The sequence below is a fragment of the Microcoleus sp. N3A4 genome, from assembly GCF_036701805.1.
GTDB lineage: Bacteria > Cyanobacteriota > Cyanobacteriia > Cyanobacteriales > Microcoleaceae > Microcoleus.
On record NZ_JAUBRJ010000023.1, the window covers coordinates 73,386 to 98,793 of the forward strand.

Below are 25,408 nucleotides of genomic sequence, written 5' to 3' on the forward strand. Positions count from 1 at the left end.
CGGAGGGTGCGCTACGCTTAACCCAACCTACAGAAGAGGCAAGAAAACACGCCCTAGGAGCAACGGGCAACAAGAACATTCAACTCTGGAGAATGGTGCAAGATATCAGGTTAAATAAACATACTTCCTTCTTTCTTGCTCCTTCTTTCTTGCTCCTTCTTTCTTGCTCCTTCTTTCTTGCTCCTTCTTCCTTATTGCTTCTTCCTTCTTCCTCCCAATGGGTGCATCTCAGTTTTGCAGAAATACCAAGAACAGCGCCGGAAACCATTATTATCTCGTATACATTTACAAATGTGAGATGCACCCGTGTTGGGTTTCGTTCCTCAACCCAACCTACAGTATCTTCCTTCTTCCTTCTTTCTTCTTCCTTCAAAATCCCCATTCCCAATTTTTACTTGTTTTGTAGCAACCAATAAGTCATCATATCCCCCTTACCTTTTACTGGAATTAATCCTCGCCTCTCAAACAAATACTTATCTTTTAAAAGCTGATAAGTAACATCAGTAACTTGAATGCTGCCTGCAAAACCCGTAGCTTCCATCCTCGCCGCTACATTCACCGTATCTCCCCACAAATCATAGGTGAACTTGCTCACACCAATCACTCCCGCAACTACCGGCCCGGAATTGATGCCGACGCGAATTGCCAGTTTTTCCCCTGTCTCGGCGGACAACTTTGCTATTTTTGCCTGCATTCCCAGGGCCATTTGGGCGATCGCCTCGGCGTGGTCATGTCTCGGCGTAGGCAATCCCCCGACTACCATGTAAGCATCGCCAATAGTCTTTATTTTCTCCACACCGTACTTTTCAGCTAACTGGTCGAAGTGGGAAAAAATCACGTTTAAGCGTTTTACCAATTCCCTGGGAGACATTCTAGCAGACAACTCAGTAAAGCCAACAATATCCGCAAATAAAACACTTACTTCGGCAAAACTGTCAGCAATTGTAGTTTGCTCCGCCTTCAAGCGTTCTGCTATTGGTTTGGGTAAAATATTTAACAGCAACTTCTCGCTTTGTTCCTGTTGAATTTTCAGCTCTTCTTGCGCTAATTTCCGCTCTGTAATGTCAGAAACAGTACCCTCATAGTACATTAACACACCTTTTGAATCCCGAACAGACCGAACATTTTCTGATATCCAAATCCGGCATCCGTCCTTGCGGCATACCATAGATTCAAATCCCGAAACGGCCTTGTCCACATCCATAGCAGCCACGAATTCGAGGCGGCGTTGCGGGTCAACGTACAGTTGCTGAGAAATATTTTTAATGCAGGACATCAGTTCTTCTGGGGAGTCGTAACCGTACAATTTTGCCAAAGCTGGATTAGCGCTGATATAACCTCCTGAAGGCGTGCTTTGAAAAATGCCTTCCATCGCATTTTCTACAATGCTGTGATATCTTTCTTCAGCAATACGCAGCAATTCTTCTGCTTGTTTGCGCTGAATCAAAGAACCTAATTGAGTGCCGACCGCATTAAAAACGTCTATAAATCGCGCGTCTTTCCGACAAGATGAAATTTTAAAGAAAACTAGCACTGCCAATACTTCATCGCCTACCAAAATCGGTATCCCAAAACCCGCTTTGAATCCGAGTTCTAGTGCTATTTGACTTCGGAGAAAATGCGGGTAGCCCCTGGCAATATCTTCTACCCATTCCGGTTGCTTAGATGCCCAAACTCGTCCCGGCAGCCCTATATTCATAGGAAATGTCAGTTGTTCGCTTTGGCTGCGGAACGATTCCATGCTGGCGTTGCTGGCATACCACCCCCGGGCAGATTGCAGGAAAGTTCCTTCTGCATCGGGAATCCAAGCTTCTCCTACATCCCATCCGATGGTTTCGCCAACTTGGTGCAGAATTGCTTCTAAAGCTGAGTGAAAGTCTACAGCTTCGCCGATCGCCCGCGTAGTTTCCAGCAAAAACCGGATTGATTCTTCAGCCTGCTGCCGTTCTGCGATTTCTTCCTGCAATCTAGAATTGCGATCGTGCAGTTCTCTAGCTTGCTGTTGCAGTTTCGATTGCAGCGAACGAAGGGAAAGTTGGTTTTGGACGCGAACCAAGACTTCTTCTACTTGAAAAGGCTTAGTAATATAATCTACTCCTCCTACTTGAAAAGCTTTGACTTTTTCCAGCACGTCATCTAGCGCACTAATAAAAATTACCGGAATATCTTTAGTTTTTTCACTTAATTTTAACTTCTCACAAACTTCATATCCGTTCATTTTCGGCATATTAATATCTAGTAAAATTAGATCGGGAGGAGATATGTCTGCCCCTTGCAGAGCCAGTTTTCCGTTAATAGCCTTCCTGACTTGATACCCGTAAGATGTTAGCATAGTCGATAAAAGTCGCAAATTGTCCGGCATATCGTCAACGATCAGAATATCTCTGGGAGTCGCTGGTAATGGATGGTCGTTCATCATAATATAATTGAGTTAAATCGATAATGATATCTATCCGAAAATTATCGACTAAATCTGTTAAAGCGTTAGCGAGATTTGCCTCAGTTTCGGGAATTTCATCAATGAGTTCGAGGATGCGGTTGTCGTCAACGCACATTGCTGCTCGGTACAATTCGACCACCCAGTCTGCGGGCATTACACTCAAATCCTCGGTAGTCAAACTTTGAAGCAGTGTCGGTGCACAAAAAGAAGTAGATGAGTTTTCTTCCTTATAAATATAACGCAGTTTCAGGTGATACGCTATCTTTTCAAAGAGTACCTCTTCTCGAAACGGTTTACAGATCAAATCGTTACAACCAGCCGACAAAATTATGTACCGCTGCTCGTCAAAAGCACTGGCAGTCAGGGCAATAATTATTGTTTCTCGACCTTCTGGAGTTTGCTTGATATGTCTTGTCGCTGCGTACCCATCCATCACTGGCATCAGCATATCCATTAAGATTAGGTGCGGCTTCCAAGTTGACTGCAAAGCAATTGCTTCTTGACCGTTAGTTGCTTCGCGGACTTCAAATCCCAGCGGTACGAGGAGCTTAAGCAGCAGTTGCCGATTTTCCACGACATCTTCAACTATTAATATTCGATAAGTTTGTTGTCCGGCTTCTAGAGCAATAACTTGTTTAACCGCCGATGTTTCTTGTTCGTCACTTTGTGTTACTAATTTAACGTAGATATTAAAGCTGAAAGTTGTGCCTTTATCGAGTTGACTTTCAACAGCAATATCACCTCCCATAATCTGGACAAACTGTTGGCTGATCGGCAATCCGAGACCAGTTCCCTGCATGGATTGTCTGCCAGTTTCGGTTTGTACGAATGGCTTGAATAATGTGGAGATTTCCGAGGGAGAAATGCCGGGGCCAGTATCGGCAATTTCAAAATACAATTGGGATTTGTTTTCTTCTGTGGCGTTCTTTTCAGCTTGGCTGCTGACGCGCAAAGTAACGGTACCGTGCTGAGTGAATTTAATCGCATTGCCGAGCAGGTTAATTAAAACTTGCCGCAATTTTGCTTCGTCTGTTTGAATGTACTGCGGCAAATCCTCGGTTTTTTCAAAGATTAGGTGCAAACCTTTTGAGTTGGCTTTTAGTTGCAGCATTTCTTTGAGACTGTTGAGAAGGCTGTAGAGATTGAAGCGGCTTTCATTGATGGTAATTTGACCTGCTTCTATTTTGGACATTGACAAAACATCATTGATGAGTTCCAGCAAATGTTCGCCGCTGCGGTTGATAATTTCTATGTATTCTTTTTGTTCTTCTGTGATAAAACTGTTGCGAGCCATGACTTGAGAAAAACCGAGAATGGCGTTGAGAGGCGTGCGGAGTTCGTGGCTCATGGAAGCGAGAAATTGGCTTTTGGCGCGGTTGGCAACTTCGGCGTTTTCTTTGGATTTCATCAGTTCCATTGACTGCCTTTGAGTGCGGGCGAGCAATTCCGCTTGCTGTAAAGCAACTCCTAGCTGAGTCCCTACATCAACTGCAACGTTGATTTCAGCTTCGCTCCACTGGCGGGGAGCTGAATTTTGATAAGATGCTAGTAATCCCCAGAGATTTTTACCGCAGAAAATAGGCACAATAATGTATGATTTAGCTTGAAATGTTTCTAGCAATTTGATGTAACAATTATCGAAGCCTTGCTTGTAAATGTCTGGAACACAAAGGTAAGTTCTACCTCGGCTGTAAACTCCGCCTTGAGTTTCTTGCAAATAGGTATCGTGGACTTCTTGTGAAGTGCTATCTAATTTTTGGACGCGGCAAAGTTCGTTGTCTAAAGTGCCTTCAGTAAGGTTAGAATCGAGTTCTTGTGCTTGGATGAAAGAAACCCACTTGCGGTCAAGCGATTCGGCTACAAATTCGCCACTCCAGTCTGGATTGAAACGGTAAATGGCGACTCGATCGCACTTCATGGTTTGGCGCAATTCTCGGGTTGTGGCGTAAAAAATTTCTCGGATATCTAAAGTCTGCCGCATTCTTTCAATGATGCGGGCGATCGCTCTTTGTCGTAAAGCACTTTCTTGCAGTTTGGTTTCTGCTTGCTTGCGTTCGGTAATATCTACAGCCATTAAAGCAATGCCGATCGCTGTACCGTTATCGTCAATTAGCTGAGTATTGTACCACTCGCAGATGATAATTCTGCCGTCTTTGGTCAGATTTTCGGAAGTGCCGCTGGATTTGGCGTTCAAGCCGTGATTGAAAATCTCAGATACTTGCTGGTGGTAGCTTTCAGGTACGATCAAATCGGAGGCGACTCTCCCTTTCGCTTCTTGCTCGCTGTAGCCAAAAATAGCAACGGCCGCGGGATTCCAAGTGATAATTTCTAAATTGAGGTTTAACTCGATAACTGCGATCGGCGTTTGCTGCAATAAAAAGGAAATTCTTTGCTGCGATGCTAGCAGTTTCTCTGCCGCTAATTTGCTGTCAGTAATGTCATTAGCGGTACCGAGAATTTGTTTGGGTTTACCATCAGTTGTTCTGAGAAACACTGTATCCCAACTGTGCATCCAGCGCCATTCACCGTTTTTGTGCCGCATCCGGTATTGAAACTCAATGACATCGCCGTCTTTGGCTTGCTCCACTTTTTTGACGTTTTGAAAATACTCTGGCAAATCGTCGGGGTTGAGCAGCGTTGGCATCACTGCTGTACCCATATCTTGTATTTCTTGGGCGCTGTATCCGAGCATCGCCGCTATTTGTCGGTTGCTGTAGACATTCCGTTTTTCAATTAAATCGTAAACGTACAATAGGTTGGGATTGGAATCGGCGATCGCCTGAATGAAGTGCTGGCTTTCTCGGAGTGCAGATTCTGTTTTTTTGCGGTCGCTAATATCTCGCGCTACGATAATCACTGATTCTGGAGAAAGCGGAGAAACTTTAGCATCGAGGCAAACTTCGCGATCTCCGACTGTAAAGTTATATTCAACATTCATGCTTTGCTTCGTTTTCAGAACTTGTTGGATGGCATTTAATACCGAATCTGCCACAGGTTCCGGCAAGACTTCGTGAGCAGTTCTGTTAATCATTTCGCTTGGAGGTTTCACCAAAATCGCCGTTCCTGTCGGGGCGATTTTGATGCAGCGCCCTTCAGCATTTCTCACTAAAACTGTGTCAGTCATGGCGGCAAAAATCGCCCGCAATTCTGCTTCAGATTCTTGCAGAGCTTGCTCAGCGCAGATGCGGGTGCGAATTTCTGCCTGCAGCAATTTATTTTGCCGATCGAGCTGCACAAGCCGGTTTTTTTCTCGATCGATCAGTTTAGCTTGAGCGATCGCAATCCCTACTTGAGCCGCCACAGCTTCTAACAAGTCGATTTCATCGCACGTCCATTCCCGGTAGCGATCGCACTGGTGCAAGCAGATAGCGCCGTTTGCCCTGCCTTGGTAGGAAGTGCGAATTGCCAGCATCGATTTCAACCCAACCTTGTGACAAATCGGTTGAACCGCTTGCAAAAGAGGGTCTGAGTAAACATTGTTGGAAGCGATCGCCATATCTTGTATCATCATTTGTACGACGTGAGGATTGCCCCAAAGTGGAATGGGTACGTTCCAAATAGATTCGCACTCGGGTTCGAGATACTCGGCCGCCAGAGGAATATCGACTTGGGGAGTAGTAACGTAAGTATGAATCAAACACCGATTGACGCAGAATGTCAGACCGATTTGAGTTGCAGCTATTTGAAATATTTTTTCTGGCTGCAAGCTCGATCGAATTTCTTTAGTTATTTTTGCAATCAGCAATTCTCGCTGAACTTGCCGTTCTAAAGCAGCTTTAGCTCCTGCCATTTCTATTTCTGCTTGCTTGCGATCGCTGATATCAAAAAGTACGCCATACCAAACAATATCGCCATTATCGCGCATTTCTGGTCGAGAATTAGATTGCAGCCATTTGAGTTTACCCGACGGTGTAACAATCCGCCATTCAAAGGCAAAAGCTTCTAAACTTCGAGCGCTAGCGGCAAGTTTTTCTTCCAGATATTGTCGGTCGTCTGGATGATTTTGCTCGAAGCACAAGTCAGGATTTTTAAATATCTCCTCACTCTCTAATTCGTAAATCTCCCGACAAGCATAACTGATATATTCAAATTTGAAACTTCCATCGGGATTTTTTATAAATTGATAAATAACTCCCGGTATATTGACCGCCAATTTCTGCAACAGCGCTTTGCTTTCTCGGAGTGCTTGTTCTGTCCGCTTGCGAAATTCTACCTCTCGTTGCAGTTGGGCATTTTGCTGTTTTAATTGTTTCGATAGCTGTTGTATAGTCAATTGACTTTCGATCCGCACTAAAACTTCTTCGACTTTAAAAGGCTTAGTAATGTAGTCAACACCGCCGACTTCAAAAGCTTTGACTTTGTGAAAAGTTTCATTAAAAACGCTTAAGAATATCACCGGAATTTCCCGAGTCTTTTTGTTACCTTTCAGTCTTTCACAGACTTCGTAGCCGTTCATTTTAGGCATCGCAATATCTAGCAAAATCAAGTCTGGGAGAACGGTAAACTTAGCCTTTACCGCCATTTCTCCCGAAATCGCCCGCTGAACTTTATACCCTTCTTTGGTCAAAATATTTGATAGAAACCGGAGGTTGTTGGGCTGGTCATCAATAATTAAAATGTTAATACTTTCTTTTTCGATCGCCATTTTTTGTCTTGCCATTATGATTTTTTAGTGTTAGCAGCAGATTAATGATTTAATAAATCTAGCAATTATCTTCCAGCTAAAAACATTCATCAAACCTTTTCAACCTCAGCAAACAGAGGATTAATTTGAGATATTAGCCCCTAGACTAACGCATCTTTTATTCCTCCAACTTATTGGCTGTTTGTCTTAATTTTACAACTCAAATCAACCGCATTTTGACCGTATTTATATTGCAAAAACAAATCCGATTATTCGCTGCAAAAATTAACTCCACCGAAAAAAAATCATGAATTAGGCACTCCAGACCAAAGAAACCGGGTTTTTTAACTCTGTTCAAGGGCTGCGGCGAAGTATTTTCGTACAACTCGGTTGATGCGCCCTGGACTGTTTTTTGCTTGACTTCAGCATTAAAAGTCCCAGGAGGATAACGCAAGCTTCTTGACATTCTGCTGCTACTTTCAAAGAGTTTTAGCAGAGATAGAGACTGGGACGCACCCCGAGGTGAAGAAACCGGGTTTTTTACTCTGGCTCGCCTGCAGCAACGAAGTATTGTTGTGAAAAAACCCGGTTTCGACGCACCCGCCCATAAGTCTTAAGATAATTATAGATAACTAAGACTATAAATCCATCAACCCGCACCCAAAGCCTGCCGTATAAATCCTTTTCTCGGTCTTTCTAGGCCAGCAATTCCTTAAGTTTGGCAATATTTTCATTGGTGAGCGAGATTTTAATTTCCAGTTCTTGGTCAGCCTCCCACAGCAGCAGAATATTATCTTCCCCCAAGGCGATTTCAGGATTGTTTAATTCAAGTGTTTGATATTTAACTTCGGGAAATCCAATGCGAATTACCAATTCGGATTCCAACTGAGGATAGATGTACAATTGCTGTTGCAGGTTGTCTAGTTCTAATTTTTGAACAGTGTTGTTACGTTGGATAGGAAAATCGGCTTTGTACCAATAGAGAGTTTCCTCGCGAATTTGGGGATTGACTATCACAAATGTTTCGTCAAAACGCTGCGGGTGCCAGTGAATTTCGCTCAGACCGCCGATTTGCGGAATCAGTCGCTGTACCCAGCTAATTTCTTTGCCGTTGAGGTTTCCCCACCACTGACTGATATTATCGAGATTGTCAGCATTTTCGGGGTCGGTGCTGCCGGACTGCCAGACTGTTTTTAATGGTTGCATATAATACAGGTTCTCCTAAGAATTTAAATTTGAGATTGCAGGCTTTCCATTGGAGATTCATTCGTTATACAATAATCTTAATGGACTTACCAATTATTTACCACGAAAATTACGTTGCACCCCTGCCACCGGATCACCGCTTCCCGATGGCAAAGTTCCGGATGCTTTACCAGATGCTGCTCGCGGACGGGGTAGCAGATAAATCGCAATTTCACGCTCCCGAACTTCCCCCTCAAGAATGGATTGAATTAGTCCACGACCACCGCTACGTTCAAGCTTACTGCAACGGAACGCTCGATGACAAAGCTCAGAGACGAATTGGTCTACCTTGGAGTCGAGCCCTTGCTAACCGCACTTGCACTGCAGTTGCAGGGACGGTACTAACTGCCAAGCTCGCTTTAGACTGCGGTTTGGCTTGCAATACTGCCGGCGGAACTCATCACGCCTTCCCTGCTTTTGGGTCGGGTTTTTGTATTTTTAATGATTTGGCGATCGCCTCTCGCGTCTTGCAAAAAAGTGGTTTGGTTCGCAAAGTTTTAATTGTCGATTTAGATGTACACCAAGGAGACGGAACCGCCGTAATTTTCCAAGATGACGGCAGCGTTTTTACTTTCTCGATGCACTGCGAAGTCAATTTTCCCGGCACTAAACAAAAGGGCGATTTAGATGTACCTTTGTCTGTCGGCATGGAGGACGACGAATATTTACAAACATTGGATAAATTCTTACCAGATTTGCTGTCAAATGTCAAGCCAGATTTAGTTTTGTACGATGCCGGAGTAGATACTCATCAGGGCGACAAACTGGGAAAATTAGCTTTAACTGATACGGGCTTATTTCGCCGGGAAATGCAAGTTTTGACTGCGTGTTTGGCTGGCGGCTATCCCGTTGCCTGCGTGATTGGCGGCGGCTATTCTGATGACGCCAAGGGCTTAGTTTACCGACATTCGCTGCTGCACCGAGCTGCAAGTCAAGCCTACAGGCAGTATCGACTTTGATCCAGAGCGGCGAGACTTCCGAAATATGGCACAAAAAACAGTCTCCCCCACCCAAACCACTAAAAATACTGTTAGCGATCGCTCCTGCTTGCCAGATCGGTACAACTTGAGCTAAAAAGTTGTTAAACAAACAACCGCACTTATGTCCAATGCCAGCGAGCCCAATCACCCGTATCCACTGCTGGTTGTCATTGTTAACTACCGAACCTCTAGTTTGACAATTGACTGCTTGCGCTCTTTAGTTAGCGAAGTTCAATCGCTGCCCGGTATGCGGGTTGTAGTTGGCGACAATGCTTCAGGCGACAGTTCTACCGAAGAAATACCAGCCGCGATCGCCTCAGAAGGCTGGAGCGAATGGGCATCCTTCGTTCCCCTAGACCGCAACGGCGGATTTGCCTTCGGCAACAACGCCCTGATCCGTCCCGCCCTACAATCCACCAATCCCCCCCCTTACTTCCTGCTGCTCAACCCAGATACCGTAGTTCGCCCCGGTGCCTTAAAAGCCCTCGTCGATTTCATGGACACTCATCCCGAAGCCGGCATCGCGGGCAGCCGCTTGGAAGATCCCGACGGTACTCCCCAGCAGTCAGCGTTTCGGTTTCACACCCTAGCCAGCGAGTTCGATTTCGGCTGGCGGCTCGGGATCGTATCAAAACTACTAGCAAGGTGGGCAGTAGCTCCTCCAGTCCCCCAAGAAACCTGCCAAACAGACTGGGTAGCAGGGGCCAGCGCGATCGTCCGCCGCCAAGTATTTGAAGCAGTTGGCTTGCTGGACGAAGTATATTTCATGTATTACGAAGAAATGGACTTTTGCCTGCAAGCTAACAAAGGTGGCTGGAGTTGCTGGTACGTACCTGAAAGCCGAGTCGTGCACCTCGTCGGGCAAAGTTCCGGCGTCAATAACTTTAAACCTCGGACTAAGCGACTGCCGCAATACTGGTACGATTCCCGGCGCCGGTACTTTGTCAAAAACTACGGTTGGTTGTACACAGCATTAGCCGATTTATTCTGGGCTTCCGGTTTTGTTTTTTGGAGAATGCGGCGGGTAGTTCAGCGGAAGCCGGACACAGATCCGCCCAATATGCTCAGCGATTTCATGTCCAACAGCGTATTTTTTAAAGGAGGTTGATCTCAATGAACCAACAAGAAAAAACCGAATTTTGTACGGGAAAAGACATAAATGGCACTAGAATATTTGGGGGAATATAAAATAAGATAAAGCAACCGCACACGGCGTTTAAGACATTCTTAATTGCTGAAATTATTGCGGAAGATTGCTTCTTCCTTCTTGTTTCTGCGGTAAAAAAAAACGGGAATAAATTATGGTAGCGCAGCCGGAACTCACAGAAACTGCCAATCAAATAGAAACCCCAGAATTGGGACTTTGGCAACAAATAAAAGAAGACTGGAACGCTCACGGACGCGACTGGACAAAACCGGGATTTAGGGCTGTAGCAGTTCAAAGGTTCGGCGTCTGGAGGATGCAGGTAGAACCCAAACTGCTGCGGGCTCCGTTGAGCATTCTGTATCGATCGCTCTACCGAAAAATCCGCAATACTTACGGGATAGACTTGCCCTACACCGTTAAACTCGGCCGCCGGGTAATTGTGGAACATCAAGGGGCGATCGTGATTCACGGCTACTGTACTATTGGCGACGACAGCATCATCCGCCAAGGTGTAACTTTGGGAAATCGCTATCTCGATCGCCCCTTAGAATCTCCGAAATTGGGAGCGCGAGTCAACGTCGGTGCAGGTGCAAAAATTCTCGGCGGCGTCTGTTTGGGAGACGGCGCAAACATTGGTGCCAACGCTGTTGTCTTGTCAGATGTGCCAGCGGGTCAAACAGCCGTCGGCATCCCCGCCAAGATTCTGAAATCTACCAAAGATCGCGAACATGATTAGAGCGATTTTTGATGATACGATCGTCATCGGATCGAGATAATTAAGATTAATCAAACTTTTTGCGTTCGGCTTTGAATTCCAGAGGTAAACTTTGAAACAAGTTGGATTGGTTGCTATCGGGCGGAACGAAGGCGATCGTCTCGGAGCGTGCTTGCGATCGGCGATCGGAAAAGTAGCTCTGGTGGTTTATGTCGATTCCGGCTCAACAGACGGCAGCTTGGAATTAGCCCGGTCGATCGGCTGCGATACAGTTGAACTCGACTTATCTACACCCTTTACCGCAGCACGCGCCAGAAATGAAGGATTTGCCCGCTTGCTGCAATTAGCCCCAGACATCGAATTTGTCCAATTCGTAGACGGCGACTGCGAATTAGTTGAGGGGTGGCTCGATCGCGCCCAGCAAGAACTCACAGCCAAACCAGAATTAGCTGTAGTGTGCGGACGCCGCCGCGAGCGGTACCCCGATGCCACAGCATACAACCGACTGTGCGACATCGAGTGGGACACCCCCATCGGCGAAGCCAAAGCCTGCGGCGGCGACTCCATGATGCGAGTCTCCGCATTCGAGCAAGTCGGCGGCTTCAACCCCGCACTCATTGCCGGCGAAGAACCCGAACTCTGCGTGAGGCTGCGCCAAAACGGTTGGAAAATCGAGCGATTAGATGCAGAAATGACCCTGCACGACGCCCAAATGACAGGTTTTGACCAGTGGTGGAAGCGCTCTCAAAGAGCAGGTCACGCCTACGCCGAAGGTTCCTGGCTGCACGGGAACACCCCCGAACGCCACTGGGTGAAAGACACGCTCCGCATCTGGTTCTGGGGCTTCGTTTTGCCAGTGCTAGCATTGAGTGCAGCCTGGTTCACCCACGGGTGGAGTCTGTGGTTGCTGGCCGGCTACCCGGTACTTACTTACCGAATTTACCGCCGGATGCAGCAGCAAGGGAATTTGCCAGCCAAGGATGCTGCGCTTTATGCTATATCTTGCGCGATCGGCAGATTTCCCCAGTTGCAAGGTCAGATTCAGTTTCACCAGCGCCGATTGCTGGGACAGCGCAGCAACTTGATCGAATACAAGACATCCAACCCATCAATTGAGCAAGTTAGAATTAGTGCTAAGTCCACTAAGTAGGTTAGCCACCATCCATTTAACTTGTTTTTTCTGCAACTTCTCCCCTGTACTCCTGTGTTGGTGTAGAGGCGGGTTTTTCCCCCAACCTCTACAGCCGACGCCCGCACCTCAAAAAAACCGCAGGCGATCGAGCAATTTTTTCAAAACTCAACTTACAAATATCGATCGATCAACAAAGGCATCCAACCAATGAACAACCAAAAATTAAAAGTTTTATTAATTGTAGAGCAGTGCAACCCCGAGGCGGCATCTGTACCTTTGGTAGGTTACAAATTTTTCCAAGCAATTAGCAAACTGGCCGATGTAACTCTTGTTACCCACGAAAGAAATAAAACTCCCCTGTCAAAGTTAAAAGAACACCCTAAGATTACTTATATAGCCGAAAGCGAGCTAACAAAAAAATACTTTTCTATGGTGGTAAACACCCTGACAATGAAAGGCAAAAATAACTGGCCTTTAGCTAATGTTTTAGGCTATCCAGTTTATGCAGAATTCGACCGTAAAGTTTATAAAACTTTCAAAGAGGGCATTCAGAAAGGAGATTACGATTTAGTTCATGCCATAACTCCCATGCAGCCGCGATACCCTTTCACAATTGTGCAAGCTTGCGATCGCACTCCTGTAGCGATCGGACCGGTTAACGGAGGGGTTCCTTTTCCCGCTGGGTTTGAAGAAATAGCGAAACAGGAATTCGCTTACTTAAACTTTTTCCGAGCCATTGGTCGAGCGTTAATCCCAGGCTACAAGGAAACTTATAAAAAAGCCGATAAAATTTTAGCAGGTTCGACATATACTTTGAATTTGGTCAAAGATTTGTTTGCTATTCCCGACAATCGCATAGAACTGTTTTATGAAAACGGCATTGCCAGCAGCTTTTTAACAGAAACAAAAAAAATCACCAATAACAGTCGGATAAATTTACTGTTTGTAGCTCGGTTAGTTCCTTACAAATGTGCGGACATTCTCATAGAAGCAGTTAGTAGATTAGAGCCAAGCGTTAAAGAGAAAGTTCACTTAACCATAGTAGGTGACGGGCAAGAAAGAAACTCTTTAGAAGCTCAAGTACGGGAACTTGAATTAGGAGAAAAAGTCAAGTTTGCGGGTTGGGTAAGTCAAGAAGAAACAGTTGAATATTACAGGCAGGCGGATATTTTTTGCTTTCCTTCGATCAGGGAGTTTGGCGGGGCAGTGGTGATGGAAGCGATGGCCTGCGGCTTGCCTTGCATTGTCCCCAACAACGGCGGTATCGGCGAGTATGTAACTGAAGAAACAGGTTTTAGGATCGAACCAAAGTCTAGAGAGTATCTCACTCAAGAATTAACTAACAAAATAAAACTTCTGGTCGAAGATGATGAGTTGCGGCAAAGAATGTCTGCTAAGTCGATGGAAAAAGCCCGAGAATTTGAATGGGATGGCAAGGCAGAAAAGATTATTGAAATTTATCATAAAATGATCGCCGAGAAACAAGCAGCTCTATCTCACTAATAAACGGCTTTAGTAGGTAAAAAAGTGATGCGAATTGTAATAGTTGCTCAGAATGCTTCAAGTAAATTTGGTGGCGAAGCATTGCTACCGCTGAACTACTTCAGGATACTTCGATCGATCGCGCCAAATAAAAACATGGTTAGTAGTTCACGCGCGCACAGGCTCAACTCGAAGCGCTGTTTCCTGAAGATTGCGATCGAATGCACTTCGTACCCGACACTTGGCTGCACAAACTGATGAGTAATGTGGGCAGTTGTTGCCAGCCAGGGTAAATCTACCTACTTTAGGGCTGCTGAGTCACCTGTACACCCAAACGATTCAGCGCCGGATTGTCCGAAATCTGGTGAGCAAACACGAGATTGAAATCGTGCACGAGCCGACACCAGTATCCGCAAAATTCCCTTCGTTGATGTTCGGATTGGGCGTGCCCGTAGTGATGGGGCCGCTGAACGCAGATGTTAAATTTCCTACCGCATTTCGATCGCGCCAAAATCCTACCATTGATATTTTAATCGCGATCGGTCACCAGTGCGTCGATTTCTTCAATCATCTTTTTCCCGGTAAAATCAAAGCCGAGACACTGTTAGTGGCAAACGATCGCACTTCACAGGCACTTCCGGCTGGAGTGGGCGGTAAAGTTATTCAGCTTGTGGAAAACGGCGTGGATTTCTCCGTGTGGCGATCGGAATCTACCGTATCTAAGGAACCCAACCGGCAAGTTCATTTTGTGTTCTTGGGGGGAGGCTGGTAGACTGGAAGGGTGTAGACTTACTGCTAGAAGCCTTTGCAGCCGTTGTTGCTCAAACCGATGCAGTTTTGGAAATCATCGGTGATGGGAAGATGCGAGAGCAACTAGAAGCTCAAACAGCTCGTTTGGCGATCGATGATAGCGTCCTATTTAGTGGCTGGCTGTCTCAGCAACAGTGCGCTATCAAACTGCAACAACTGATGCAATGGTGATGCCGAGTTTGCGAGAGCCGGGGGTAGCCGTGGTTTTGGAAGCAATGGCCGTGGGGCTGCCGGTCATAGCAACGAACTGGGGCGGCACGAGCGATTATATCGATTCCACTTGCGGTATTTTAGTAGAACCAGATTCCAGAGAAAGCTTTGTCCAGGGACTAACTGACGCTATGCTGAAGCTCGCCCAGTCGCCGGAGTTGCGGCAGAGTATGGGTAGCGCTGGACGCTCGCGCGTTCGGGAGCATTTTGACTGGGAACGCAAAGTCGATCGAATACTTGAAATTTATCAACAGACGATCGACGATTCCAGCTTCCATTAGCTAGGTTTCCCAGGTAGACTGAGCAGAGTATGGGGACTGTAAAAAATCTCCCAACAAAAAACGGGTTAACCCGTATTAGGTTAACCCGCAAGCTTGGAAACGCGCAGATCAATTAGTTTTGCACTACCAGCTTAACGTTGGCGTTTTGCAAACCGCGCTGCTTGACTGCTGCCAAGGTCTTGTTAACGGCGTACTTCTGGTTGATGGAGTTGATTAACTCAGTTTGATTGTGCTTTTTGGCGACGCCCCAGAGGTCGGCAATCAGATCAAAGGAACCATCGCTATTGCGAGACCAACCCAGGTCGTATTCGCCTTCCAGAATCGCCACGATGTCGGAGCGAACGCGCTGACCGTTATAGCCACGAACATCAGCTTCTGACTTGACTGAAATGCCCAAGTCGCGCAGGGAAGCTTTCAGGATTTCGGCATCGGTGATTTTGGTACGCAGAGTGCTAAAGTGAGACATTGGATTTCCTCCTAATAAAACTGAGAGAGAAACAACAACGGTCTGGATTTAACGGTGCCGCTGGGCGGCTCTTCAATCGAACTGCTAGCTGTTGCTAGCCTTTGCTCCTGTTTGGACCAGGAGAAAGCTTTTAGAATTCCATTCGCTGGTATTCAGCGACGGAAGACGCAGCGGGCCGCGCGCGCTGTCTCGCCCAATCTCGGAGGGCGCTGACCTGTTCGGTCATGGTTTTAGACAGTGGCAATGTGGATTTAATGGCCGCGATGATATCTAACTGCGTAAACTCTCGATCTTGAGCGAAGGCTTCGTACATGGCTGCTACTAGCCCTTGCTCAATTTCTGCACCTGAAAAGCCGTCGGAAACGTTGGAAAGTTGCTCTAAATCGAAGCGAGAGATGTCCCGGCGCCGCTTTGACAGGTGAATCTTAAATATATCTTGGCGTTCTTCTTTGGTAGGCAGGTCAACAAAGAAGAGTTCGTCGAACCGGCCTTTCCTCAAGAATTCCCCCGGCAACCGCTCGATTCGGTTGGCTGTTGCCATTACGAAGACTGGGGAAGTCTTTTCTTGCATCCAAGTCAGGAACGAACCGAAAATCCGGCTGGAGGTGCCTCCGTCTGAGTCGGCCGAACCAGTTCCTCCTGCAAAGGCTTTGTCTAGTTCGTCGATGAAGAGGATGGCTGGAGAGATTGATTCTGCGGTTTTCAGGGCGTTACGCAGGTTGGCTTCCGATCGACCCACCATCGAGCCGTCGTAGACTCTACCCATATCTAGCCTCAGCAGGGGCAGTCCCCAGAGGCGGGAGGTTGTCTTGGCAATCAGCGATTTTCCGCATCCGGGTACGCCGAGAATTAGCATCCCTTTGGGTTGGGGCAAACCGTATTCTCTCGCTCTCTCTGTGAAAGCGTTGGAACGCTGCCTGAGCCACCGTTTCAATTCTTCTAAACCGCCGACTGCATCCAGGGTTTCGTCTTCTTCGATGAACTCTAGAATGCCGTTGCGCCGAATTAGCTGCTTTTTCTCGGAAAGAACTATGTCTACTTCCTCTTCCGTCAAGCGCCCCTTGCAAACTTGGGCTTTGCGATAAACTTTTTCAGCTTCGTCCTTGGTCAATCCCAAGGCTGCTTTTAAAAGTTTTTCTCGTGCTTCTGTGGTAATGCGTCGCGATTTCGTTTGCTCCAACTGGCCAGACAATACTTGGTTTAGTTCCTTCATGTCTGGGAGCGCGAAGTCTAATACCACTACTTCCTTTTCTAGCTCGATCGGAATTTGCTGCAAAGGAGACATCAGTATGATTGTCTTGTGTGTTCCTTTGAAGTTGGCGATCGCATCCCGCAACAACCTTGTTACAGTGGCATCATCTTTAAAAGGATGCAGGTCTTTGAATATATAAACACTGAGATTGTCGTTGGGTTCCCGCTGCCTGATCGCCCATTCAATTGCTGCCTGTGGCGAGAGGGTGCTTTGCTGAGTGTTTGCGCGAGGTTGACCGTACTCTACCATGCCCTGGGTTACAGTCCAGACGAAGACTCGTCCCTGTGGCTTGGCGGCTTTAGCTATTGTCGAAATTGCTTGCTCACACCGCTCTTCCTCGGATGTCACGAGGTAGATCAGAGGATATTGAGCTTGGATTAGAATACTGATCTCTTCTTGCATAGTCCTCGACCCACTAGAGACGGTGCTATCTTTGCTGAATCTCAATGCTGCCGTTAGCTCAAAACCGAAAATTTCAGTTCTAGCTTTTTGGGGAAGCAAGGCATTCTTAGCAGGGAACCAATTCTTCCTCTCCCGGTTGGGCAGTGCTGGCGCTGACGCCTGACACCTGCTTTACTGGAAGATCCTGCTCAGCCAATACGCTAGGCTGACTTTTGACGGAGGCCAGTTCTCCATCTCGCATTACTACTGAACCCGTGCATTCTGGACAGTTGTATACCCGATGGGTTTGTCCGTAGGAGGCTTCTACTTCGTCAACCAGTTCGGGGTTTCCTAAGTAGAATATAATTGCCCTTTCTGCAATTGATGACATCGGTTCTGTTTCGACTGCGGCTTTGATTTTGAGCTGGCGATGCAGTTCAGGTGGAAGATACAGTGTAACTTTTTGCTTTTCTTGCATATGACAGTGAATTGACTTACCCGGGTATGTATATCAGATTAGCCACTTAATTCTTTGCTGTCAAGCCTCTATGCTGCTTTAGCGTCATCTTGTAATATTTTGTTACAAAGAACGTGACTTTGGGGCGGTTAAGAACGGAAAAATAAGGGGTGTAGCTGATGAGGTAGCGGTGCAGGGGTAGGTATAGGTGGCGCTGCATATATTCATAACGATCGAGGAAAAACAGGGAAAGATTTTTTATTCTTGTGCTTGAGGTAAAAAAGCAACAAACGCATCGAAAGTTGCAACATCTCTTTAGACAGGAATTCCGCAAGCACGTTATATGTAGCGTGCCTGTGTTTGTACGAACACTACTGGTTGAGGTACAATCCGACATTCCGCACCCCCAACTGGCACATACGTGAATTGAGTAGCTCAAAGTCGATCGTCCGAGACAATAGACATCTCCGAAAACTCTCAAAGCTGCTCTCTGAGTAACTTTAATTCTTTAATTAACAACAAAGAAGATTACCTAGTCTACACCATAAAATAAGGTTTTGAGTTTATTGCTATTGCTAACAGAGCTAAAAAATCGAGTAATTTGCATGATTTTTAGAATGATAAAATAGGAGCTTTCACTCCTGGTAATATGAGGGATTTAATTCGGAATCTTACTAATCCACAAATAGTCATAATTACTCGTTCATACTTCTTAGGAATTAACCTAAATCTCTCTTGGAAAACTCGAAATATTTTGAGCAAACGAATTCGGTACTCAACAAGTATTCGTTGGGAGGAAAATTTTTTATTTTCTTGTTTCTGTTCTTTGGTTAACTCTCGATTTCTTGGTCTTTTAATTGGAGGATCAATTAAATCTTCCCCCTGAGCAGCTAAATCTCCCTTAAACTTTTGTGCTGCAGCAAAGCTTTCGCGATTTGATCGAAACAAATACATGGGAAACAGGACACAAGCATCAAGTACAACAGCAAGTTTAGCCATATTAAAAAGTGAATTAATCCTATTCCTCGTATAAACCTGTTTCCTCAGTCTACTCGATTAGCTGGTCTAATAGTTTACGGCGCTTTCTGTCGCGATGTTCTTTATAAATGATTAAATCTTTAAATCGAATCCGCCGATGCGAACCTACTTTGATACAAGGAATTACTCCTTCATCTAGCAATTTGACAAGAAATGGTCGCGATACATTCAGGATATCAGCAGCTTGCTGCGTCGTCAGTTGGTGATTGTAACGAACTATCGAAACAGCCTGATCTGATGCCATTGCTTGTACAGCTTGACGCAGGATATTGCAGACTGATTCTGGAATTAGAATCTCTTCTCCATTACTTGTGACTAATTTTGGTTGTGCAGATTCTCGGCTAAGTATCTGTCCTAATTGTGCTATGGATTCTTGTTCTTTTTCTGGAGGTAAAACAGACTCTGGCGATGCTTTTTGCTTCAACATAGCAAGATATATTTTTTGGTTGTTGTCTTGAGGATAACACTTTTCGCGGCGTAAACGCAATATCCGAAACAAGCGAAATATTCAAACAGCTTGAAATAATTGTTCTAGCTTCTTAGTTGCTGGGAATGGTTTACCTTCAGCTTGCAATTCTCGATTAGTAACTCTAGTACCTCTCGCGCATTGTAGATAGCTTCTTCATAAGAATCTCCGTGAGTTACCGGCTGCATTACATCCTCAAATTCAGGCAAAAACACGACAAAGCATCGATCTTCTTCTGACCATTGGATAACAACTGAATATTTCATGGTTTTGTCTCCTCTGCTTTGATTTGGCCAATTTGCCTCAATTATTTCGTTTTAGGCAATCTGTAATCGTTTCCCCAACGTCTGAGGTTGTGGTAGAGGTTTGCCATCTTCTTGATAGAGTTCAATCAATGTTTCTAACAATTCTTGTCCGTGTTTTGCGGCTTCTTCGTAAGTGTGTCCGTGAGTGCAAGGCTGCATGACATCGGTAAACTCAGGCAAGCTGACAACAAAAAGTCGATCTTCTTTTGACCACTGGATGATGAGACTGTAATGGCTATTCATTGTTATACGCGAATAGAGCAGAATGCCAGCTAACAGGGTTTACAATATTATAGCCGATCGCCCAAACTACAAAAACCTGGTTTCTGAGTCTTGCATCCCCTCGCAGATGTACAATAGGACGATCGCACTCTCCGACTCTAAGCGCGATCGAGCCCTACACCCTGCCCGAAATGGGCGACATCAGATAGAACGCAGTAAAAAAATATAAAATGGAAGCAATACAACTGTCTTTATTCTCAAATGACTCAGAACCAATTCCTGCCAAAAAGCAGAAGAAAGCAAAATTAGGGCGTTACGAACGCATCCAACGCGAACTAGAAGCCAATGACTGCGACCCCTACAAGATATTCATTGATGTTGAATCTCAGTCACTGCCAAAATCAGACTATACATTTGTCGATCTTTTTTGCGGTGCTGGCGGCATGACACAAGGTTTATTGCAAGCAGGTTTTCGACCAGTAGCAAGTGTTGAAATTAATCCCATCGCCTCGGCAACTCATACAAAAAACTTTCCCGATTGCCATCACTTGTGCGACGATATCAAAAACTTAAATCCCCAAAAGTGGCTCGCTGAAATTGGTTTTCCAGAAGTTCATGTTGTTGTAGGTGGGCCGCCGTGTCAAGGCTTCTCAGTTGCAGGAAAACGCGACCCCAACGACCCTCGAAATCGCCTCTTTAGAGAGTTTGTCCGCGTTGTCTCTGAAATACGTCCTTGGTATGTTGTCATGGAAAACGTACCCGGAATATTGACTATACAAAAAGGAGCTGTTAAGCAAGCCATTTGCGAGGCTTTTCAGGAAATTGGCTATCCCCATATGTCCGTTGCTGTTCTGGAATCAGCAACCTATGGAGTCCCGCAAATCCGGCCGCGAGCCATTTTTATTGCCAATAGATTTGGGATGCAAAATCCCTATCCGAAGCCGCAATTATTGCCGGAACAATACAAAGCGATTGAGTCAGCAATTGATGATTTACCCGAGTATACTCCCATACCAGAAATTAACCACGAATGGACTCGTCATTCTGTTGAGTACATGGAGAGACTTGCTAAAGTTCCACCAGGCGGTTCTTTGTATGAAAGCTACGCCGATGCTTTCAAGCGACAGTATCCGGGAAAACCGAGTATGACTGTTAAAGAAAATCACGGTGGCACTCATATTCATCCTTATCTCAATCGCGTGATTTCAGCTCGCGAAATGGCTAGATTGCAAACTTTCCCGGATTCATTTATTTTTGCAGGTTCAATGAAAAAGGCAATGTGGCAAATAGGAAATGCCGTGCCGCCTCGTTTAGCAGAGTGTATCGGTTTTGCACTTATTCCATACTTAACTGATATTGCTGTGAACAAATTTAAGCAGCCTGAAATAATCGTTCTAGCTTCTTAGTTGCTGGTAATGGTTTACCTTCAGCTTGACAACTCTCGATTAGTAACTCCAGTACCTCTCGCGCATTGTAGATAGCTTCTTCATAAGAATCTCCGTGAGTTACTGGTTGCATTACATCCTCAAATTCAGGCAAAAACACGACAAAGCATCGATCTTCTTCTGACCATTGGATAACAACTGTATATTTCACGGTTCTGTCTCCTCTGCTTCGATTTGCCTTAAAGCCTCAAGTGTTTCGTTGACTAACTTCTCTAAATATAGTTGAGCATCATTTCCGTTTATAACTATTTTTTAGGTCATGCAAATCTTCATTTTTGATAATTAAAGTTGATAGACGGTTATTGGGCCATTCTACTATGTAGTTATTTTTATCGGGGAAAAGCTGAGGCTTGCAAATTGTCTTTTTACCCGGAACAAAAGAAATCTCTCCTGACAGATTGTTGTATTCTATGGGCAACAAATGATTGCAATTTAAGCTAGAAGTAATGTCTATAGGAACTCCAGAAACCACAGACCAAATTTCTTTTTCAGGGGAGTATGGATAATAGCAGGGTGCTATTGTATAAAATTGACACTCATCTATAGGAAATTCAGTGTAATTAACGGAATCTCGAATTAATGACCTGAAGGTTTGACCCATCGAAAGCGTAAAGACTACTAGCACATCCTTGATATAGATTAGCTTATAAGCTTTACGTACTAACTCTAGTTTGGGGTTAATGCTTTCACAATTTGAAACCCACCACTGAAAATAAGTTATGTCATTAACCTTCTCAAACATCCCTTGTTTGTTTAAGGTAGCAATTTCAAAAGAGCCTCCATAACTAGATAATATGTTCTTAAAATCTGTAACTAATAATGCTCCACAGATACTTATCGATGCTAGAACAGCATCGTCGTATTCACTGGTCTTTTTAGGTATTGAGGGCTGTCTTGGTACCGTAGTTTCTAATCGATGTATTAGGTCGTTACTACCCGAACCAGCTATGAAGGTATTCCCATACGTCGGTATTTTTATTTCATTAATTTTTGCTCCATTAAAAGAATGCTTAAATTCTTTTATGCCGTCATCATCCATAATGTATCCTATGAAACACACCTCTGCCTTTCCCATCCAGTCTCTTATTTCGTCGCTCTCAAAAAAAAAATTTAAAGAATTTCTTGTGAAGTTTTCGGCATCAGAACGGGCTTTTAATTCTTTTAAAAGTGTATGTGCGGCGCACCAGTCTCCGCACCATGCAACCATTAGATTCGAGCTGATGATATTAACTTTTTGGCGCAGTCCCGAAACCCCGCGCCATAAATCTTCAGGAGGAGATATTTTTAGGTTTTCATGAGTAGGGATATTAATAAGTTGTGAGGGGTCTGGACAACTTATTAATACATCTCCTATTAGTACAGGATGATTATTGATGTAGAAGGCAGCTATTAATGTCATTTAACAAATCCTTAAATTTATTGATAGCTCTAATATAACAAAAATAGATTTTTTGGGAAAGAGAAATTAATCTCGGCAGTTGTCTTACAAGATGACCTAAAGCACGGAGAATCTTCTGTTTCGATCGACTCATCTGCCAATTTTCAGTCTCTGCCGACGATCGGTCTACGGACGATGTGTCACATATCTCGATCGCCCGATCGCCCGAAATTCCCCATCCTGACTCAAGACCAACACCACATAGCGGTACAATAGGACGATCGCATTCCCCAACTCCCACCGTGATAGAGCGCTACACTTTGCCCGAAATGGGCAACATCTGGACTGAAACCGCCAAGCTTAAAAGCTGGCTGCAAGTAGAAATCGCTGTCTGCGAAGCTCAAGCCGAACTCGGCTACATCCCCGCCGCCGCAGTCGAAGAAATCAAAGCTAAGGCTAATTTTGACCCCAAACGAGTCCTCGAAATAGAAGCCGAAGTCCGCCACGACATGATCGCTTTCTTGACAAATGTCAACGAATATGTAGGCGATGCCGGCCGCTACATTCACCTCGGCTTAACCAGTTCCGACGTGCTCGATACTGCTTTGGCGCTGCAATTAGTCGCCAGCGTCAATATCTTGTTAGAACGTGTCGAAGATTTGAGTCAAGCTATTCGCTATCAGGCGCAACAACACCGCAATACCGTGATGGTCGGCCGATCGCACGGAATTCACGCCGAACCCATCACCTTTGGCTTTAAACTAGCAGGATGGCTGGCAGAAGTATTTCGCAACCGCGCCCGATTGGTGAATTTGCGATCGTCCATTGCAGTCGGCAAAATCTCCGGCGCAGTCGGAACCTATGCTAATATCGATCCGCGAATAGAAGCGATCGCCTGTCAGAATCTCGGACTCGAACCCGATTGTGCATCGACTCAAGTTATTTCGCGCGATCGACACGCCGAATACGTCCAAACCTTAGCACTTTTAGCAGCATCGATCGAGCGTTTTGCAGTAGAAATCCGCAACCTGCAACGCACCGACGTTCTCGAAGTCGAAGAGTTCTTTTCCAAAGGGCAAAAAGGCTCATCCGCCATGCCCCACAAACGCAACCCGATTCGATCGGAAAGACTCACAGGGATGGCAAGAATCGTCCGCGCCAACGCCGTCGCAGCCTTAGAAAACGTTGCACTTTGGCACGAAAGAGACATCTCTCACAGTTCCGTAGAACGGATGATTTTGCCCGACAGTTCTACAGTAACTCACTTCATGTTAGTAGAAACCACAGACTTAGTAAAAAACCTGCTAGTCTATCCCGAAAATATGAAGCGAAACATGAACCTTTACGGCGGAGTCATCTTCAGCCAGCGCGTGATGCTAGCCTTAGTAGAAAAAGGCACGAGTCGCGAAGACGCATACAAAATTGTGCAATATTGCGCTCACGAAGCCTGGAATAAAGCTGAAGGCAATTTCTACAATTTGATTGCTAAGGACGATCGGGTAACAGCTAAGATGACGACCAAAGAAATTGATGATTGTTTCGATCCGCAGTATCAATTGAGGCACTTAGATTTAGTGTATCAGCGCTTGGGAATTTGAAGATCATTTAAAATCACAAGAGAGCGAGCGAAAGTTCTCGCGCCGATCCGAAAGTCCGCCGGGGGTTCAAACCCCCGTCTCATAGCTAAAGTCGGTTGAAACCGACTGAAAGACTCATAAAAACAAAATTTTCAAGAAATGAGAAATATCTTAGTCCTCTTGAGAGGACTTTCGCTATGAGACAGGGGTTTAAACCCCTGTCGGGCTGTCGGGCTTGCAGACAAGATAGTGTAGGTTGGGCCCAGGAACGAAACCCAACCTAAATTGCATCTTTGCCAAGACTGGATCTAGTTCGGATGACTCTTCAGAATAGACTTGATATCGACACAATTGCAGCAGCAATCGCTATGCTGTGAACAGAGCATCAGTCCCGATCGCCAATCGATCGCGTACCCGTCATGACCCAAAGCCTTAGTCCTATAACCCCAGTCCGCGGCTTCCCAGATCACACGCAACTCCCCGAATCCGACGGCACGTTTGTGAAAAACTTCCAAGAACATCCTCAGTGTATCCTGCTCACCGACTCCCTGGGAACCACGCTGCAAACCCTCCACCCCGACGGAATGTATGCGATCGGGCAAGATAGTGGCATCTACTGGCGCGAAACCGACCCTCCAGAACGCGGAGCCGAAGCCCCCGACTGGTTCTACGTCCCCAATGTCCCACCCCTGGTAGATGGAGAAATTCGTCGCTCTTACGTGTTGTGGCGCGAGTATATGGTGCCGCTAATTGCGATCGAGCTTGCTAGTGGAAATGGTTCGGAAGAACGCGATAATACTCCTCTATCTCGCAGCTCAGAAGGTGTCACTCAGAAGCCTGGAAAGTTCTGGGTATACGAGCAGATTATTCGGATTCCCTACTACGCTATCTACATCATCAAAACCGGTGAACTAGAAGTCTACAATTGGGTGAATACTCGTTATATTCGCTTGGAACCAAACGATCGCGGACACTACTCGATCGAACTAATGGGAGTGGAGTTGGGTGTATGGGAAGGTAGTTATCAAAATCAAACACAGCGATGGTTGCGTTGGTGGGATAACCAGGGTAATTTGTTGCTGATTGGAAGCGAACAAGCCCGACTCGAACGCCTTCATACCGAACAGGAACGCCAACGGGCTGAAGCTGAGAGCCAACGGGCTGAAGCTGAGAGCCAACGAGCTGAAGCTGAGAGCCAACGGGCTGAAGCTGAGAGCCAACGAGCCGATCGGGAACAGCAACAAAAAGAACGATTAGCGGCTTATTTGCGATCGCAGGGTATTGATCCCGATCTGATTTGAGCCTTGGCGATCGGTGTGTGGCATTTAGCTTTTGGTTGTAATCTACTATCTAAG

Annotated in this window: 23 protein-coding genes and 1 pseudogene; 11 read left to right on the forward strand and 13 right to left on the reverse strand. The window is 45.6% G+C overall.

What is annotated here, in order from left to right; translation table 11 throughout:
- Positions 1 to 79 precede the first annotated feature (79 nt).
- The 4 genes from QUA56_RS15595 to QUA56_RS15610 all read right to left on the reverse strand — a co-directional run bounded on the left by QUA56_RS15595 (position 80) and on the right by QUA56_RS15610 (position 8,270).
- Positions 80 to 373, reverse strand: coding sequence for a hypothetical protein (locus QUA56_RS15595; RefSeq protein WP_333359079.1), 294 nt, complete (start codon positions 371 to 373; stop codon positions 80 to 82).
- An 18-nt stretch (positions 374 to 391) separates the two neighbouring features.
- Positions 392 to 2,419 (reverse strand): adenylate/guanylate cyclase domain-containing protein, encoded by a 2,028-nt coding sequence (locus QUA56_RS15600; protein WP_333359081.1) that lies wholly within the window; start codon positions 2,417 to 2,419, stop codon positions 392 to 394.
- Positions 2,367 to 7,100, reverse strand: coding sequence for a PAS domain S-box protein (locus QUA56_RS15605; protein ID WP_333359083.1), 4,734 nt, complete (start codon positions 7,098 to 7,100; stop codon positions 2,367 to 2,369). The genes QUA56_RS15600 and QUA56_RS15605 overlap by 53 nt, the downstream gene beginning before the upstream one ends.
- Positions 7,101 to 7,760: 660 nt before the next feature.
- Entirely contained in the window at positions 7,761 to 8,270 is a 510-nt protein-coding gene (locus QUA56_RS15610) for a hypothetical protein (protein WP_333359085.1), read from the reverse strand.
- A gap of 80 nt (positions 8,271 to 8,350) precedes the next feature.
- Here QUA56_RS15610 and QUA56_RS15615 point away from each other — a divergent pair, with 80 nt between their 5' ends.
- The 8 genes from QUA56_RS15615 to QUA56_RS15650 all read left to right on the forward strand — a co-directional run bounded on the left by QUA56_RS15615 (position 8,351) and on the right by QUA56_RS15650 (position 15,066).
- Positions 8,351 to 9,268, forward strand: coding sequence for a histone deacetylase (locus QUA56_RS15615; RefSeq protein WP_333359087.1), 918 nt, complete (start codon positions 8,351 to 8,353; stop codon positions 9,266 to 9,268).
- A 142-nt stretch (positions 9,269 to 9,410) separates the two neighbouring features.
- Entirely contained in the window at positions 9,411 to 10,397 is a 987-nt protein-coding gene (locus QUA56_RS15620) for a glycosyltransferase family 2 protein (RefSeq protein ID WP_333359089.1), read from the forward strand.
- A 193-nt stretch (positions 10,398 to 10,590) separates the two neighbouring features.
- Positions 10,591 to 11,172: a serine acetyltransferase gene (locus tag QUA56_RS15625; protein ID WP_333359091.1), complete on the forward strand. Its 582-nt coding sequence runs from the start codon at positions 10,591 to 10,593 to the stop codon at positions 11,170 to 11,172.
- Positions 11,173 to 11,263: 91 nt separating this feature from the next.
- Positions 11,264 to 12,301: a glycosyltransferase family 2 protein gene (locus tag QUA56_RS15630; RefSeq protein ID WP_333359093.1), complete on the forward strand. Its 1,038-nt coding sequence runs from the start codon at positions 11,264 to 11,266 to the stop codon at positions 12,299 to 12,301.
- A gap of 189 nt (positions 12,302 to 12,490) precedes the next feature.
- The gene (locus tag QUA56_RS15635; protein ID WP_333359095.1) at positions 12,491 to 13,786 is read left to right on the forward strand and encodes a glycosyltransferase family 4 protein; all 1,296 of its coding nucleotides are present in this window, start codon (positions 12,491 to 12,493) and stop codon (positions 13,784 to 13,786) included.
- Between the two features lie 256 nt (positions 13,787 to 14,042).
- Positions 14,043 to 14,537, forward strand: a complete 495-nt coding sequence (locus QUA56_RS15640; protein WP_333359098.1) for a hypothetical protein — start codon at positions 14,043 to 14,045, stop codon at positions 14,535 to 14,537.
- Positions 14,538 to 14,557: 20 nt separating this feature from the next.
- Positions 14,558 to 14,746, forward strand: a complete 189-nt coding sequence (locus QUA56_RS15645) for a hypothetical protein (protein ID WP_333359133.1) — start codon at positions 14,558 to 14,560, stop codon at positions 14,744 to 14,746.
- A complete protein-coding gene (locus QUA56_RS15650; protein WP_333359100.1) occupies positions 14,710 to 15,066 on the forward strand; it encodes a glycosyltransferase family 4 protein in 357 nt (118 codons plus the stop codon). Before QUA56_RS15645 ends, QUA56_RS15650 begins: the two co-directional genes overlap by 37 nt.
- A gap of 112 nt (positions 15,067 to 15,178) precedes the next feature.
- Here QUA56_RS15650 and QUA56_RS15655 read toward each other — a convergent pair whose 3' ends face one another.
- The 7 genes and pseudogenes from QUA56_RS15655 to QUA56_RS15685 form a co-directional block, all read right to left on the reverse strand.
- Positions 15,179 to 15,532 (reverse strand): DUF1257 domain-containing protein, encoded by a 354-nt coding sequence (locus QUA56_RS15655; RefSeq protein WP_006635781.1) that lies wholly within the window; start codon positions 15,530 to 15,532, stop codon positions 15,179 to 15,181.
- A 130-nt stretch (positions 15,533 to 15,662) separates the two neighbouring features.
- Positions 15,663 to 17,186, reverse strand: a complete 1,524-nt coding sequence (ycf46, locus tag QUA56_RS15660) for a stress-responsive protein Ycf46 (protein WP_333359102.1) — start codon at positions 17,184 to 17,186, stop codon at positions 15,663 to 15,665.
- Between the two features lie 106 nt (positions 17,187 to 17,292).
- Positions 17,293 to 17,643, reverse strand: a complete 351-nt coding sequence (locus tag QUA56_RS15665; protein ID WP_333359104.1) for a hypothetical protein — start codon at positions 17,641 to 17,643, stop codon at positions 17,293 to 17,295.
- A gap of 591 nt (positions 17,644 to 18,234) precedes the next feature.
- A complete protein-coding gene (locus tag QUA56_RS15670; protein ID WP_333359106.1) occupies positions 18,235 to 18,621 on the reverse strand; it encodes a transposase family protein in 387 nt (128 codons plus the stop codon).
- A 49-nt stretch (positions 18,622 to 18,670) separates the two neighbouring features.
- On the reverse strand, positions 18,671 to 19,087 hold the full coding sequence (locus tag QUA56_RS15675) for a helix-turn-helix domain-containing protein (RefSeq protein ID WP_333359108.1): 417 nt from the start codon (positions 19,085 to 19,087) through the stop codon (positions 18,671 to 18,673).
- 81 nt (positions 19,088 to 19,168) lie between these two features.
- Positions 19,169 to 19,392 (reverse strand): annotated as a pseudogene (locus QUA56_RS15680) (type II toxin-antitoxin system HicB family antitoxin).
- A gap of 51 nt (positions 19,393 to 19,443) precedes the next feature.
- A complete protein-coding gene (locus QUA56_RS15685) occupies positions 19,444 to 19,674 on the reverse strand; it encodes a type II toxin-antitoxin system HicB family antitoxin (RefSeq protein ID WP_333359110.1) in 231 nt (76 codons plus the stop codon).
- Between the two features lie 209 nt (positions 19,675 to 19,883).
- Between QUA56_RS15685 and QUA56_RS15690 the strand changes: the two genes are divergently transcribed.
- Positions 19,884 to 21,059 (forward strand): DNA cytosine methyltransferase, encoded by a 1,176-nt coding sequence (locus QUA56_RS15690; protein ID WP_333359112.1) that lies wholly within the window; start codon positions 19,884 to 19,886, stop codon positions 21,057 to 21,059.
- Here the strand turns inward: QUA56_RS15690 and QUA56_RS15695 are convergent.
- Together QUA56_RS15695 and QUA56_RS15700 are read right to left on the reverse strand one after the other, a co-directional pair.
- Complete coding sequence (locus QUA56_RS15695; protein ID WP_006631052.1) at positions 21,025 to 21,249, reverse strand: type II toxin-antitoxin system HicB family antitoxin; 225 nt, start codon at positions 21,247 to 21,249, stop codon at positions 21,025 to 21,027. The genes QUA56_RS15690 and QUA56_RS15695 overlap by 35 nt on opposite strands.
- 78 nt (positions 21,250 to 21,327) lie before the next feature.
- A complete protein-coding gene (locus QUA56_RS15700) occupies positions 21,328 to 22,497 on the reverse strand; it encodes a hypothetical protein (protein WP_333359116.1) in 1,170 nt (389 codons plus the stop codon).
- Between the two features lie 281 nt (positions 22,498 to 22,778).
- Here QUA56_RS15700 and purB point away from each other — a divergent pair, with 281 nt between their 5' ends.
- Both purB and QUA56_RS15710 read left to right on the forward strand, forming a co-directional pair.
- Positions 22,779 to 24,074 (forward strand): adenylosuccinate lyase, encoded by a 1,296-nt coding sequence (purB, locus tag QUA56_RS15705; protein WP_333359135.1) that lies wholly within the window; start codon positions 22,779 to 22,781, stop codon positions 24,072 to 24,074.
- A 398-nt stretch (positions 24,075 to 24,472) separates the two neighbouring features.
- On the forward strand, positions 24,473 to 25,354 hold the full coding sequence (locus QUA56_RS15710; RefSeq protein WP_333359118.1) for a Uma2 family endonuclease: 882 nt from the start codon (positions 24,473 to 24,475) through the stop codon (positions 25,352 to 25,354).
- Positions 25,355 to 25,408 lie beyond the last annotated feature (54 nt).